The sequence below is a fragment of the Comamonas humi genome (assembly GCF_054782535.1).
The window spans coordinates 330,606-343,858 of sequence record NZ_BAAGSH010000024.1 but is presented as its reverse complement, the minus strand read 5'-3'; the positions used below and the strand labels follow the sequence as shown (position 1 = coordinate 343,858).

Here is a 13,253-nt window from a genome sequence, read left to right as displayed (position 1 = left end):
CGGCGAGTTGCGGATCAAGTTGTGCAATGGCCGGCATCACAAGTCCTCCAGCACATACCGCTGCGAATGGAATGCGCGTGCGCGAAGCGCCTCTACGTCAATGTGCAGCAGGCGGCCATGGCGCTTGACTGCGCGTCCGGCAACATAGACGGAATCGACATTTCCCGGGTGTGCAGCCAGCACAATCGCCCCTACCGCATCTGAAACGGGCATAAGGTTCAGATCGTCCTGCCTCACCAAAATGATGTCGGCTTGCTTGCCCGGCGTGAGTGAGCCGGTCTTATGAGCCAGCCCGGTGGCATGGGCTCCTGCGATCGTCGCGAACTCCAGCACGTCGCGCAACGTCAATGTCTGCGGCGCGTTCGCGGCCCGGGAGTGACCTCCTCCCATCCACGAGCGGTAGTATGCAAAAGCATGGCGCATCTGCGTGAACATGTCACCTGCGCACTTGGTTTCGGTATCGCCGCTCAGGCTGGGACGGATGCCGACGGCCAGGAGCCGATCGAATGGAATGTCGCCAATGCCCTGCGCATTCAATTCGCAATGGACCCCAAGCGACGCCGTGACACCCGCATCGGCCATCATGGACAGTTCATCGTCGGCACAGCAGCAGCAGTGAACGAAGGTCAGGTCATCGCCGAGCATGCCAGCTTCATGCATCTGGGCAATGGCACGAACCTGGGCATTGCGGGCGTATGCTCCCATGTGGATGGTGGAGCGAATGTCCAACTCGCGAGCCAGGCGCAAATCATTCAACCACACATCCCGCTGTGCCATTTCCGGGCCACGGCCCGCCATTGCCAGCGTGAGCAATTGGTCATCCGAGGAAAAATACTGTTCACGCAGCCGGCGAATGTCCTGTGGATGTCCGCGCTCGCTGCTGAACATCCATGAGTTTCCCTCAATGAGCGGCCAGCCATGGGCAAATACGCCACGAATGCCGGAATCGCGCAAGGCCAGGATTGCAGCATCCGCATGCTCCGGCGTGTTCTGCACATGGGACCAATCCAGCATGGTGGTCGTCCCTCCGTCCAGCGCGGATACCGCTCCCAGCAGGGTTCCCACATAGACGTCTTCGGTACGGAAAGCCGCCCCCTTCGCGCCCAGCATTTCAGCGAAATAAATCTGTGGATCAATATCCGCGTAGCGATGCCGCACACAGGTCTGCCAAGTGTGCCGATGGGTATCGATAAATCCTGGGAGCACGATCATGCTCCTGGCATCGATCCGCTCGGCGGCCTCTGTCTCGATGTGTGGCGCCACGGCAAGGATCCGCTCGCCCTCTATCAACACGTCTCCGCGGCGCAAGTCCCCGATGGCAGGGTCCATGCTGATCACCCAGCCACCGGTCAAGAGGGTGCGACGCTCATTCATGTCCTGCTCCGCGTCAGCCACCGATCCAGTTCCGCGCGGACCGTACCAGCCTGCGCTGGGTCGCTGCTGGCCCAGGCAACATAGCCGTCCGGACGGACCAGGATACCTGTCACGCCGTCCATGGCCAGAGGAACACGGCCGACGCGCGCACTGACGATATTCAGAGGAACGCCCATGGACTCGAGCGATGCGAACTGCCGGCTCTGCCCTTCCAGGTCGAGCAGCAGAAACCTGCGGTCGCGCAGCAGTTCGGCGGGCCGCACCGACTGGCCGTCCTGCGTGATCAGATCGAAGTCCGGGAGCCGGCTACCCGTCAAGGGATGGCTTGCGGCCCCACGCTGATACGGCTCTTGCAGTCCGCACAGTTCGAGAACCAGCTTACGCTGCACATCCGGCAGCGGGACGATGTGCTCCGCCAAATGCCGCTTGAGCGCAATCCCCCCGGCGTCAAAATTGAACTGCAGCTCGCATTGGGCCTTGACGCTTTCGAGCAGCGAGCGCATCACCGGCAAGCGCTCCTCGTCGTAGCTGTCCAGCGTCGATTCATCAGCGTAGCCGTTGATCACATGGGCCAACTTCCAGCCCAAGTTGAAGGCATCCTGCAAGCAGAAGTTCATTCCCACACCGCTGGCTGGGTAGTGGATGCGGGCGGATTCGCCCACCAGGAATACCCGATCCTTGCGCAGTGATGGCACCGAGCGCATTTGGTCATCAAAGCGTGATGCCCATCGGTAGCTGGTAATTCCGTAGTCGGTGCCGTGCACGTCCTTGATGCACTGCAGCGCTTCCTCCAGGGTGACGGGCTCATCCTTCGGAGCCATGCGCCGGTCGCGGTGAACGATGTTGAAGCGCGTGATGCCTTCACCAAAGGCATAGCCGCGCACCCATCCCATTTCATTGTCGACATTGATACGCCCGCCTTGCCAGGGGGCCTCCAGGAGCGCGTCGATGACGATGCCACGGAAGGTACCGGAATGACCGTCAAACGAGATACCTGCGCTGGACCGCACAGCACTGCGGCCTCCGTCCGCGCCGACCAGATAGCGAGCGCGCAGCATGGCCGGTGCGCCGTGCTCATCCACAGCCGACACGGTCACCCCATCCGAGTCTTGCTCGAAGGATTTGAACTCCATGCCACGCCAGATCTGCGCCCCGCTCTCGATCGCCCACTGCCAGAGAATCTCCTCGGTCAAGTTCTGCGGCAATCCGAGCGTAAAGCCGAAACGGCTCTCCAGGTATTGCCAGCGGATAGGATGAAAACCCGCCCATATGTGCGAATGGCGGAATGGATACGGCATGATCCCCCTGGTACGCTCGACGAAGCGATCAGCAATGCCGCGGGCATCGAACAGTTCGAGCACACGGGGCAGAATAGTCCCCGCCCTCGATTGCACGCCCTCGGTTCGGCGCTCGAGCACCAGGGTCTTCGCCCCGGCACCCGCCAGTTCGGCAGCCAGCGTCAGACCAGACGGGCCACCTCCAACAACGATGGCATCCCATGCTTGCATGCTTGTCTCCTACTCAGGCTTGAGGCCTGCGGCCTTGACGGCGGCCTCGACCATTGGTCGATCGTTCGAAATCATGCGGCCGAGATCCTGGGCGGATCCCCCCATGACACGCCACTGCTCTTCCTCGATTCTTTTGCGCACTTCAGGCATTTCCAGCACCTGGGCGAAGACGGCGTTGAGCTTGCGCACAACCAGCTCAGGCGTACCGGCCGGTGCGACAAGGCCCATCCAGTTGCCGAACGGACGAAATGCAGGAAACAGTTCCGACATCGTGGGAACGTCCGGTTGCGATGGCAAGCGCTTGTCCGACATGAAAGCGAGTACCCGTACTTGCCCTGACTTCCACTGCCCGAGCACCGAGCCAACGCTGAGAACCGTCACATCCACACGGCCGCTGAGCAATTCGGGAATGATGGGCGCGGCGCCCTGGTAGGGAACATGCAGCATGTCCACCCCGGTCACCGTCTTGAATTGCTCCATCAGCAAGTGATTGAAAGAGCCGATACCGACGCTGGCATAGGGCTGACCCGGCTGCTTCTTCAAATGCTCCACCAATGCGGATATGTTTGTCACGGGTAGCCGGGAGCTGACGATCAAACCCACCGGAATGTCGGCTACAGCAATGACCGGCGTGAAGCTGCGCACCGGGTCGTACGGCAAGTCCTTGCGCTGCAGACTATTGAGCAGCAAGGCCGACGTCGTGGTGAGCCCTAGCGTGTAGCCATCTGGCTTAGCCCGCGCTACCTGGGCTGTGCCCAGGATGCCATTGGCGCCAGCCTTGTTCTCGAACACGATCGGCTGGCCAAGCAGGCGCGAGGCGCGCTCGGACACCAGACGCCCCACGACCTCCAGCGCAGAGCCTGCAGGATAGGGAAACACGACATGGATAGGCTTGTCAGGGTAGGCACTCTCTTGTGCGAAGGCCGGCCGAAGCATGGAGAGCATGGCCATGGCAGCACCGCAGATCAGCGAAGTTCGTCTTGTCTTCATTTTTTCTCCCAGGCTCCTCTTTAGAAGGTATGGCGGATACCGAATTGAGTCCCGGTAATGTCCTCACCCTTGGCGAGTGCCGGCAGCGCCGGATTCAAGGTCTCGGAAAAGCCTGAGCTATTGTTCAGGCGAGCAATGCCCGCAAAAACCGAGGTCCGCTTGGACAGGAAGTGCATGTACTGGATCACCACCCTGGAAGCCCTGGCGTCTCCCTGCCGCTCCAGCAGATAGCTCGCGCGGATTTCTCCGAGGCCGATGGGCCAGTTGGTGCCAACCAGAGCCGTGTTGCGCTTTGGCTGACCCGGATCATTGCGCTGGATATAAAAGCCCGTGAGGCGCGGACCTCCGAACTTGTAGTCCCCGCCCACCATGAATTCCCTGCGATCGCCAGTAGGAACTGCACTCTTCTGCGTGGTGTAGGCCGCATGCATGTCGAAGCTCTTGTCGCTGTACGAAGCGCCCAAGCCCATGTACTGCATGCCCGCCACCCCTTCACTGGCGCTGGCGAGTGCACGCGCCTGGAAGCCACCCATGCGCGGACTGATGTACTTGACGGAATTATTGATGCGGGGCGTGAAGATTGCCATCGGCCACGCCGCCCCGATCCCCGCAAAATAGAAGGGATCCAATGGTGCGGTGAGATCGTCCATGGGGATGTAATTGCGGCCCAGGCGAACCTCGCCGTAAGGCGTTGCCAGGCCGACCATCGCCTCGCGGCCAAAAAAGGTTCCGCCGAAGCCAGTGGTGCCGGTATCCACATTGAAGCCGTGGTCCAGCTTGAACTTCGCCGCCCAGCCACCGCCCAGGTCTTCCACCCCCTCGAAAATCAGGCGCGAAGAATCGCTGGAAAGGCCCGTGAGTGTGCGTGACGCTCCGCTGGGCGAAGAGATGCGAAGGTAATCGATGGATGCCTCCACCTTGCCGGAGATCGTGATGGAGCTTTGCGCCTGCGCTCCGCTCGCGGCCAAGGCCGCATATGCAGCAACCGCATGGAGTGCCCGAGCGCTCAAACGGCGCGATCCGGCAGTCTGTGCTGCCCTCTTATGAACGGTGAAGGATTTCAATTTTGTCTCCTGGGTGATGAGGCCACGTAACGGCGCATTCCTCATGGGGCTCGATTGTTTTCTGGCCACTTCCATCCGACAAATGAATTGTTTAAAGTACTACCATTTACACCGCAAATAGTTAAGAGCATGCGCTTCGACAAACTGGACCTGAACCTACTCGTGGTGCTCGACGCGCTGCTCACGACTCGCAGCGTGACGCGGACCGCGGAACGTGTCTTTCTGAGTCAGCCGGCTACCAGCCTGTCCCTCAAGCGCCTTCGCGAGTACTTCAAAGACGAGTTACTGCAGCCGATTGGCAAATCCTTCGTGCTCACGCCCTTGGCCGCAGAGCTTGCCAAGCCGGTGCATGACGTGCTGCTGCAAGTCCAGGCGATCTCCCGTGCCCAACCCACATTCGATCCGGCCAGGTCGCAGCGGCGATTCGTTATCGACTCCTCGGACTACGTCATCTCGGTCTTGCTGTCAGAGATGGTGAGGCGTGCTGCCAGCGCCGCCCCCGGCATGGAGTTTGACTTGCGTGCAAGGAGCCCCCAGTCGCGTGAACTCCTTCAAAGCGGGGAAATTGAGTTGCTCATCACGCCGCAGTTCGCACTGGTGCCCGGACAGCCTTCTGAGCTGCTGTTCGAGGACACCTTTTCATGCCTTGTGAGTCCGGAGTATTTCGGCACCAAGAAAAAACTGACGACGGAGCAGTATTTCGAGGCCTCCCACATCGGCGTTGAATGGGGAGGTGGTCAGCGACTGACCTACGATCAGCAATTGATCTCCGTCGGCAAGCGCGCTCGCAAACAAGACGTCATCGCCCCTAGCTTCACGCTCGTACCGCATCTGCTGGTGGGAACCCCGCGCATTGCCACCTTACCGACCCGGCTTGCCCAGCAGATCGCCGCGCGCTTTGCCCTGCGTGTTGTCCAATGTCCCGTAGACATCCCGCCATTTGCCGAACACATGCAGTGGCATAAGTACCAGGAGCGCGACCCTGCGATTGCCTGGCTTCGAGGACTACTTCTCGAAATTGCTGAGGAAATGAAGCCCACTTCTGTGCCGTAATTGGTAGATGCAAGCGCATTCTGTAGATCCCTCAACTCGATGGGAGACCATCATGGAATCCACAGACAACACCACGCATCGCGAGCCGTGGAACAAGGGCAAGATCGTGGGGCAGAAATTGCCTTTCAAGCTGAAGGATATCTGAGCTTTGCGCGTCCGGCTTCAGATGGAATCGCGGGTGCGCGAACTCGCCCTCTTCAATCTGGGCATCGACAGCAAGCTGCGGGGCTGTGACCTCGTCGCCCTGAGAGTGCGAGACGTGTGCCATGGAGACCAAGTCGCCTCGCGCGCCATCGTCATGCAGCACAAGACCCAGCGACCGGTGCAGTTCGAGATCACCCAGGCCACTCGGGACGCCTTGCAGGCATGGATCAAGCAGGCTGGGCTCAAGCCTGAAGACTTCCTCTTCCCCAGCCGGCTTCATGAATCCCCCCATCTGGGCACTCGGCAGTACGCCCGGATCCTCGGGCACTGGGTCGATGAACTCGGACTGGATCGTGCCGACTACGGCACGCACTCAATGCGCAGGACCAAGGCAACGCTGATCTATCGGCGTACCAAGAACCTGCGTGCTGTGCAACTGCTGCTAGGTCACTCCAAGTTGGAGTCGACAGTGAGATACCTCGGCATCGAGGTGGATGACGCCCTCGAAATCTCCGAGCAGACTGAGATCTGACCTCGTTGAAGTCCCGCCCCCGCGCTAATACCGGATAGGTGGGACTCGAATAGCTGTTGCAAGGTCACTGCCCGCACTTACCCTCCCGGGCAAGACCGACACCGATCAGCATGCATTCAAAGCAGCGCGCTCCAGGCTGAACCGAGTCATTCGCGGTCGGCGGCCCAAGCGGCGGCGGCGATCATCACCGGACTTTCGGCGGGCAGCGGCTCGTATGACCGCTGCGCCCCCGAGACCGGGTGCTCAAGGTGGCGCGGTCGTGGTCGGGTCGTGAATGACAGATCGGAGGCGGAACCCACCGGCACTGCCGACCCAGGGACAACACTCACCATCCGCGAAACCGGGCCTTCGACCGTGGTTGACGCGATAATATGATGATCGTAATATAATGAACATCATGTCTGCCACCACCAGCCGCAAGGAACTGACCCACGACCGCATCCTGGATGCAGCGGCGCGAGCAATTCGCCGCGCCGGTTACGACGGCGTCGGTCTGGCCACCATCATGAAAGAGGCCGGCCTGACGCATGGCGGCTTCTATGCCCACTTCGCATCCCGCGATGCTCTGTTGGCCGAGGCCACGCAGCGTGCCGGTCGCGACACCGGGGCTGTGCTCGTCGATCGGCTGCGCCAGGCTCAGGCCCAAGGGATGAGTCCGTTCTCCGCGCTGGTGCACACCTACCTGGCTGATGCGCAACTCGAGAATGCCGAGTGCGGTTGCGTGGTCGCCGCGTTGGCCTCCGAAATCCCGCGCCAGTCCGAAGAGGTCGCCAGTGCAGCCCGCGCCCGCCTGCTGGGCTTGGTTGAACTGGTGCGCCGCACCCTGCCTGCCAGTGCCGACTCGGCGCAAGCCCAAGTGGTCGCGGCCACCCTGGTCGGCGCGCTGCAACTGGCGCGCACGCTCCAGGGCAACGCGGGCAAGGCCTGGCTGGCGAATGTGCGGGCCAGCCTGATCCAACAGTACGACATCTGAAGCGCCTTTGAAGCGGCCGCTGCGCGCTTGCGCGCTTGCAAATATGACGGCCATCATTTTTAGGAGCATCATGAAAATCGACAACGCCACCGTCCTCATCACCGGCGCCAATCGCGGCATCGGACTTGCGTTCGCCCAGGCCGCCCTGGCGCGCGGTGCGCGCAAGGTCTACGCCGGAGCACGGGACCCGAAGAGCGTCACGCTGCCTGGCGTCACGCCGATCCAGCTCGACGTGAACTCGCCTGCCGACATCGCCGCCGCCGTTGAGGCAGCCGGCGATGTGGCGGTGGTCATCAACAACGCCGGCATCGCACAGTTCACCAGCCTCCTCGCGGCGGATGCCGAGGCCAGCCTGCGCCAGCAGTTGGAGACCAATCTCTTTGGCGTGCTGCGCATCAGCCGCGCGTTCGCGCCGGTGCTGGCTGCCAACGGCGGCGGCGCGCTGCTCAACGTGGCTTCGGTCGCCAGCTGGATCACCAGTCCGGCGCTGGCTGCGTACGCGGTGGCGAAGTCGGCCACCTGGAGCCTCAGCAACGGCCTGCGCAACGAGTTGCGAGGCCAGAAGACCCAGGTGCTGACCCTGCACATGGCCTTCGTCGACACCGGCATGACCCAGGGCATCGTCAGCCCCAAGTCAACGCCGGACGACATCGTCGCCAGGGCGTTCGACGCGCTCGAAGCGGGCGCCGACGAGGTGCTGGCAGACGAGTTGACGCAACAGGTCAAGCTCGGCTTGTCAGCGCAGCCTGGCGTGTACCTGCAGGCGCGGGACTGAACATGATCACAGCCGTCGACACCCCGGCTCTGCGTGCCGCGTCGCCTGGCGACACGGCTGGGGCATCGCCGCTTCCTGGTCGGCGGTTCTCTGCTGTATGCCTGCAGCAGCCTGTGGTTCCTGCTCGTACCGGGGATCGAGCCGCAGTATCTGTCGCACTGGCTTCCCGGGCTGATGATGAGCGGCATCGCGGTCGGCGTGGCGCTCACCGTGGCGTTGCTGGGCCATGCAGCGCTGCAGCGCAGGGACTTCAATGCGCTATATGCCCTGCATGGAGCGCTGGCGCTGCTCACGGGTCTGCTCTGCCTGCCGGTGAACACCAAGCCGGGGGCGGCGCAGCCGTGAACATGGCTGCTCGATGCGATGTCGATGTTGGGTCCCGCAGAAGCGGACCGGCATCACGATCACTTTTTCACACCTTCAGTTGGATCCATCATGTCGATTGAGAGCACGGTCGAAGCCACGTTGAGCGCCTGGCAGGCGCAATTGGAGCAGGTGAGGCGGCGCAGGCTCGAGCGAGGCGGAGGTCATGCCGGCCTGGCCCATCCGCATCAGACTCAAGGCAAGACAGGTCTGCAGGTGATGACCGCCTTGCTCGAAGGCGACTTGCCCCACCCGTACATGGCCGACACCTTCGACTGTGAATTGGTCGAGTTGGGTGATGGGCGCGCGGTCTTCCAGGCGACTCCGCAACTCAAGCACTACAACCCGCTGGGTTCGGTGCATGGCGGCTGGTACGCGACCTTGCTGGACTTCGCATTGGGATGTGCCGTGCAGACCAAGCTGCCCGCCGGACGAAGCTACACCACCAGCCAGATCAATCTCAACATCGTCCGGGCGGCCAGCACACAGACCGGCCCGCTGCGTTGCGTGGGGACGGCGCTTCACGTCGGGCGTCAAGTCGGCACGTCTGAAGCAAGGATCGTCGGCCCCGACGGGAAGCTCTATGCCCATGCGACAACCACCTGCGCCATCTTTGAGTCTCCGCCTTCTGCGCGTTGACTCGGAAAGGCCTGATTCCTTCAGGCACTCGCCCCTGGCGATCCACCCACGGCCCGATCAACCCGTGGCAGCCCATTCGGGCCCGCCACGACCAGGAAGAACCCATGAAAGCACTCACGTTCAAGCGCTACGGCAAGTCGCCCGAGATCGGGTTCGCGGACGTTACCCGACCCACGCCAAGGGCCGACGAACTGCTGGTCCAGGTCCATGCGGCCAGCGTCAACCCGATCGACAACATGATCCCCACCGGGATCTTCAAGGCCGTGCTGCGGTTTGAGTTGCCAGCCACGCTGGGCAGCGATCTCGCCGGTATCGTGACCGAGGTCGGCAGCCGCGTGACCCGGTTCAAGGTCGGCGATGCGGTCTTTGCCAACATCTTCGATCAGGGCACCGGCTCCATTGCCGAGTTTGCAGTGGTGCCGGAGAGCGCTGCCGCGTTGAAGCCGGCCAATCTGGACTTCGTGCAGGCGGCATCGGTTCCGATGGTCGGGCTGACCTCGTGGCAAGCGCTGAAGGAACGCGTCAGTCTTCAGCCGGGCCAAAAGGTCTTCATCCCTGCAGGCTCCGGCGGCATTGGCACGTTTGCCATCCAGTTGGCCAAGCTGTTGGGGGCCAAGGTGGGAACGACCACCAGCACGGGCAATGTCGAACTGGTGCGCAGTCTGGGCGCCGACGAGGTGGTCGACTACAAGAAGCAGGCGTTCGAGACTGTGCTGAGCGGCTACGACGCGGTGCTGGGCACCGTCAGGGGCGACTCGATCGAGAAGTCCATCGGCATCATCAAGGCGCGGGGCAGGATCGTCTCCCTGGTCGGGCCGCTGGACGTCGCATTCGCTCGCGCTCGCCGCCTCAATCTCGTCCTGAAGTTCGTGTTCGCGCTGATGAGCCGCAAGATCCTGCGCCTGGCAAAGAAGCGGGACGTCGACTACTCGTTCCTCTTTGCCCGCCCGGATGGCGAGCAACTTGCCCAGATCGGCAAGCTCCTCGAGACGCAGCGCATCCGGCCGGTGATTGACAAGGTGTTTCCGTTCGAGCAGGCCAAGGAAGCACTCGACTATCTGGCCCTGGGACGCGCCAAGGGCAAGGTCGTCGTGAAGATGCGTTGACGCCCCTTGATGGGCAGCGGCGCCCCTGGGTTGCCGCGCTTCCATCTCCAACATTCCTGGCCCAGGGTGGACATGCTCTTCCAACCTTTTGCTGCGCGCTCGCTCCAACTCGCGAATCGCATCGTCATGGCCCCGATGACGCGCAGCCGCGCGGTCGACGCCAGCAAACCCAACGACTTGATGGCCGCGTACTACAGCCAGCAGGCCCGGCCAGTCTGATCATCACCGGGGGGGGAACCTGGCCTTCCCCGGACTGGGGTAACCCAGAGCCCTCATGGTGGCTGCAATGCATCGATCAAGGGTGAGGGAGGCTCGATGGCGGCAGCTTTCTGCCCCCTGCGAGAACTTCGGCTCTAAGAGCCCCCGGGGAGACTTGATCCGCTTCTCGTTGTCCCAGCGGAGTAGGAATCAACCACCTCAGTGAGCTGCTCAATGGGGGGCCACCTTCCAGTCCCGAGGAAGCAATAAGGTTCCATGCGCCTCCCGTTTCATAGGGTCGCAGTGTTATTTGCTTGCTACAGCGGCAGGCGCATCAGGCTGCCACCCACCGCCCAGCGCCTTGAAGGCAGCGACTGCGGCGCGGGCCGATTCAGCCTGAGACTGCACCCGAGCGTCGGACGCTCGCAGCAAGCTCTCGTCCGCTTGCAAGACTTCGATCAGGCTGACGACACCTTTTTGATATGCCGCCAATGAAGCGGTTCGTGCTCGGCCGAGCGAGTCCACTCCTTGGGAGAGCACGGCGGTTTGCTCCTCGCGCTTGACCAGGGCCGAAAAGGCATTCTCTACGTCTTCGGTTGCGTGCAGCGCTGCAAGCCGATACGCCGCCAGCATTTCGGCCTCCTGCCCTTTGGCTTGCTGAATCTGCGCATTGATGCGCCCGAAGTCGAACAAGCGCCAGCGCAAGCCGAGCACGCCAGCGGCTTGACTGGCGCCGCTGGTGAGCAGGTTGCCGCTGGACACTGCCGTGGCACCGCCGATAAGGCCACTCAAGGAAAGTTTGGGGTAGTACTCGGCGATGGCCATGCCGATACGCGCGTTCGACGCAGCCAAACGGCGCTCCGCCGCAATCAGATCCGGCCGCCTCCTCAGCAGGTCACCCGGCGATCCAGTGGCTGCGATCTGCGGAGCCATCGGGATGTCGGCAGTTTTAGCCAGTTCCGCCCGATGTGTGCCGGGCGGTGTGCCGAGCATCACATCCAGTGCGTTCATGGCGGTATCCAAGCCCGCCTCAAGCACAGGGACAGATGCCCGAACCTGGGCCAACGCACCTTCGGACTGCCTGACTTGAAGTTCAGGCACCAGGCCCTTACCGTTGAGAAGCTTGATGGTCGAAAGCAGTTCCTGCTGTGTCTGCACTTGGCGCCGTGCAACATCCAGGCGGGCCTGCAGTCCACGGATGCTTATATAGATGTCGGCGGTTTGCGCGGCCACTGCCAGCCGCGCGGCCGCCGCACCAGCTCCCGAGGCCTGGTACTCGGCAAGCGCAGCTTCCCGCCCACGGCGCAGCCCTCCAAACACATCCAGTTCCCAGCTCACGGCGAGGTTGGCCTCATAGGCATTGCCGTAGCGGTTGAAGCCACGCGTTGAGTTCAGGACTTGTCCCAAGGGCGTTTCAACGGATTGGTAGGCTCTGGTTGCCTGAGCGCCGACATTGCCGGAAGGCAACAGTGCAGCACTTGCCGCGCCAAGACCTGCACGCGCTTGAGTGACGCGGGCGGATGCCTGTGCGAGGTCGAGGTTCTGGTCAAGGGCAATCGTTACGTACCGCGTCAGTTGCGTATCGCCGAAACCCATCCACCAAGTGGCGAGGTCGGCGTTGATGGCCGCATGCCGAAGATCCATTGCGGCCCGACCATGAAACTGCGCCGGCATGGGCACATCGGGCCGAACGTAGTCGGGGCCGACAGCGCAGCCGGTCAGAAGGCTGGCGACAGCGAGCGCGACAAAGATGTGTTTGGGCAGCATGGACTTCTTCCACAGAAAGCAGGTTGTGACCATAATACCAAACAGTCACACGTTGTCCAATCTTTGTGGTTGACGTAAGCTGGAGTCCATGAAGAAATCAAGCGCTTATCCCGTTTCGGCCCGAGGCCCGGCCGATCACGAGGTGCGAGACCAGATCGTCACGGCCGCCACCGAACACTTCAGTCGCTATGGCTATGAGAAGACGACGGTCTCCGATCTCGCCAAGGCCATCGGCTTTTCCAAGGCGTACATCTACAAGTTTTTCGAGTCTAAGCAGGCCATTGGCGAAATGATCTGTGCGAATTGCCTGCGCCAGATCGAAACCGAGGTCGGGGAAGCCGTGGCGGAGACCGATCTCCCGCCAGAGAAGCTGCGGCGAATGTTCAAGACTGCCACCGAGGCGAGCCTCAAGCTGTTTTTCCAAGATCGCAAGCTCTACGAGATTGCAGCCTCCGCCGCCACGGAGAACTGGCAGGCAGCGATTGCCTATGAAGAACGCATCCAGAAACTGCTGCAAGACGTCTTGCAGGAAGGCCGGCAGACCGGCGACTTCGAGCGCAAGACCCCTTTGGATGAGACCACAAAGGCGATCTACCTGGTGATGCGCCCCTATCTCAACCCGTTGCTTTTGCAACACAGCTTTGGCTACGTCGAGGAGGCTCCGATGCATCTATCCAACCTGGTGCTCCGCAGCTTGTCCCCGTGACGCTCCGCCTAAAATTCAATGTGACTATTGACCAATTAAGTCACTAGTTTCATAATGAAAG

At 61.9% G+C, this 13,253-nt stretch carries 13 protein-coding genes and 1 pseudogene; 9 read left to right on the top strand and 5 right to left on the bottom strand.

Features of this window, described 5'->3' with window-relative positions; all coding sequences use genetic code 11:
* Positions 1 to 36: 36 nt before the first annotated feature.
* From ACYVKR_RS24320 to ACYVKR_RS24305, 4 genes are read right to left on the bottom strand one after another with little or no spacing between them, the layout of a single operon-like run.
* Positions 37 to 1,374, bottom strand: coding sequence for an amidohydrolase family protein (locus ACYVKR_RS24320; protein WP_460483552.1), 1,338 nt, complete (start codon positions 1,372 to 1,374; stop codon positions 37 to 39).
* The gene (locus ACYVKR_RS24315; protein ID WP_460483551.1) at positions 1,371 to 2,882 is read right to left on the bottom strand and encodes an FAD-dependent monooxygenase family protein; all 1,512 of its coding nucleotides are present in this window, start codon (positions 2,880 to 2,882) and stop codon (positions 1,371 to 1,373) included. Before ACYVKR_RS24315 ends, ACYVKR_RS24320 begins: the two co-directional genes overlap by 4 nt.
* Before the next feature lie 9 nt (positions 2,883 to 2,891).
* Positions 2,892 to 3,872: a Bug family tripartite tricarboxylate transporter substrate binding protein gene (locus tag ACYVKR_RS24310; protein ID WP_460483550.1), complete on the bottom strand. Its 981-nt coding sequence runs from the start codon at positions 3,870 to 3,872 to the stop codon at positions 2,892 to 2,894.
* Positions 3,873 to 3,892: 20 nt separating this feature from the next.
* Positions 3,893 to 4,936 (bottom strand): porin, encoded by a 1,044-nt coding sequence (locus ACYVKR_RS24305; RefSeq protein WP_460483549.1) that lies wholly within the window; start codon positions 4,934 to 4,936, stop codon positions 3,893 to 3,895.
* 129 nt (positions 4,937 to 5,065) lie between these two features.
* On the opposite strand from ACYVKR_RS24305, the gene ACYVKR_RS24300 reads away from it, so the two are divergent.
* The 8 genes and pseudogenes from ACYVKR_RS24300 (at position 5,066) to ACYVKR_RS24265 (ending at position 10,740) form a co-directional block, all read left to right on the top strand.
* Positions 5,066 to 5,989, top strand: a complete 924-nt coding sequence (locus tag ACYVKR_RS24300; protein WP_460483548.1) for a LysR family transcriptional regulator — start codon at positions 5,066 to 5,068, stop codon at positions 5,987 to 5,989.
* Positions 5,990 to 6,041: 52 nt separating this feature from the next.
* Positions 6,042 to 6,665: pseudogene (locus ACYVKR_RS24295) on the top strand (tyrosine-type recombinase/integrase).
* Positions 6,666 to 7,062: 397 nt separating this feature from the next.
* Entirely contained in the window at positions 7,063 to 7,638 is a 576-nt protein-coding gene (locus ACYVKR_RS24290) for a TetR/AcrR family transcriptional regulator (RefSeq protein ID WP_460483547.1), read from the top strand.
* A 70-nt stretch (positions 7,639 to 7,708) separates the two neighbouring features.
* Positions 7,709 to 8,413 (top strand): SDR family oxidoreductase, encoded by a 705-nt coding sequence (locus tag ACYVKR_RS24285; protein ID WP_460483546.1) that lies wholly within the window; start codon positions 7,709 to 7,711, stop codon positions 8,411 to 8,413.
* A gap of 33 nt (positions 8,414 to 8,446) precedes the next feature.
* The gene (locus ACYVKR_RS24280; protein ID WP_460483545.1) at positions 8,447 to 8,758 is read left to right on the top strand and encodes a hypothetical protein; all 312 of its coding nucleotides are present in this window, start codon (positions 8,447 to 8,449) and stop codon (positions 8,756 to 8,758) included.
* A 90-nt stretch (positions 8,759 to 8,848) separates the two neighbouring features.
* Entirely contained in the window at positions 8,849 to 9,415 is a 567-nt protein-coding gene (locus tag ACYVKR_RS24275; protein WP_460483544.1) for a PaaI family thioesterase, read from the top strand.
* A gap of 104 nt (positions 9,416 to 9,519) precedes the next feature.
* Positions 9,520 to 10,521, top strand: a complete 1,002-nt coding sequence (locus tag ACYVKR_RS24270; protein ID WP_460483543.1) for an NADP-dependent oxidoreductase — start codon at positions 9,520 to 9,522, stop codon at positions 10,519 to 10,521.
* 72 nt (positions 10,522 to 10,593) lie between these two features.
* Entirely contained in the window at positions 10,594 to 10,740 is a 147-nt protein-coding gene (locus ACYVKR_RS24265; protein ID WP_460483542.1) for an oxidoreductase, read from the top strand.
* Positions 10,741 to 11,025: 285 nt separating this feature from the next.
* Here the strand turns inward: ACYVKR_RS24265 and ACYVKR_RS24260 are convergent, their stop codons facing one another.
* Positions 11,026 to 12,486 (bottom strand): efflux transporter outer membrane subunit, encoded by a 1,461-nt coding sequence (locus ACYVKR_RS24260; RefSeq protein ID WP_460483541.1) that lies wholly within the window; start codon positions 12,484 to 12,486, stop codon positions 11,026 to 11,028.
* Between the two features lie 88 nt (positions 12,487 to 12,574).
* On the opposite strand from ACYVKR_RS24260, the gene ACYVKR_RS24255 reads away from it, so the two are divergent.
* Positions 12,575 to 13,192, top strand: a complete 618-nt coding sequence (locus ACYVKR_RS24255; RefSeq protein WP_460483540.1) for a TetR/AcrR family transcriptional regulator — start codon at positions 12,575 to 12,577, stop codon at positions 13,190 to 13,192.
* Positions 13,193 to 13,253 lie beyond the last annotated feature (61 nt).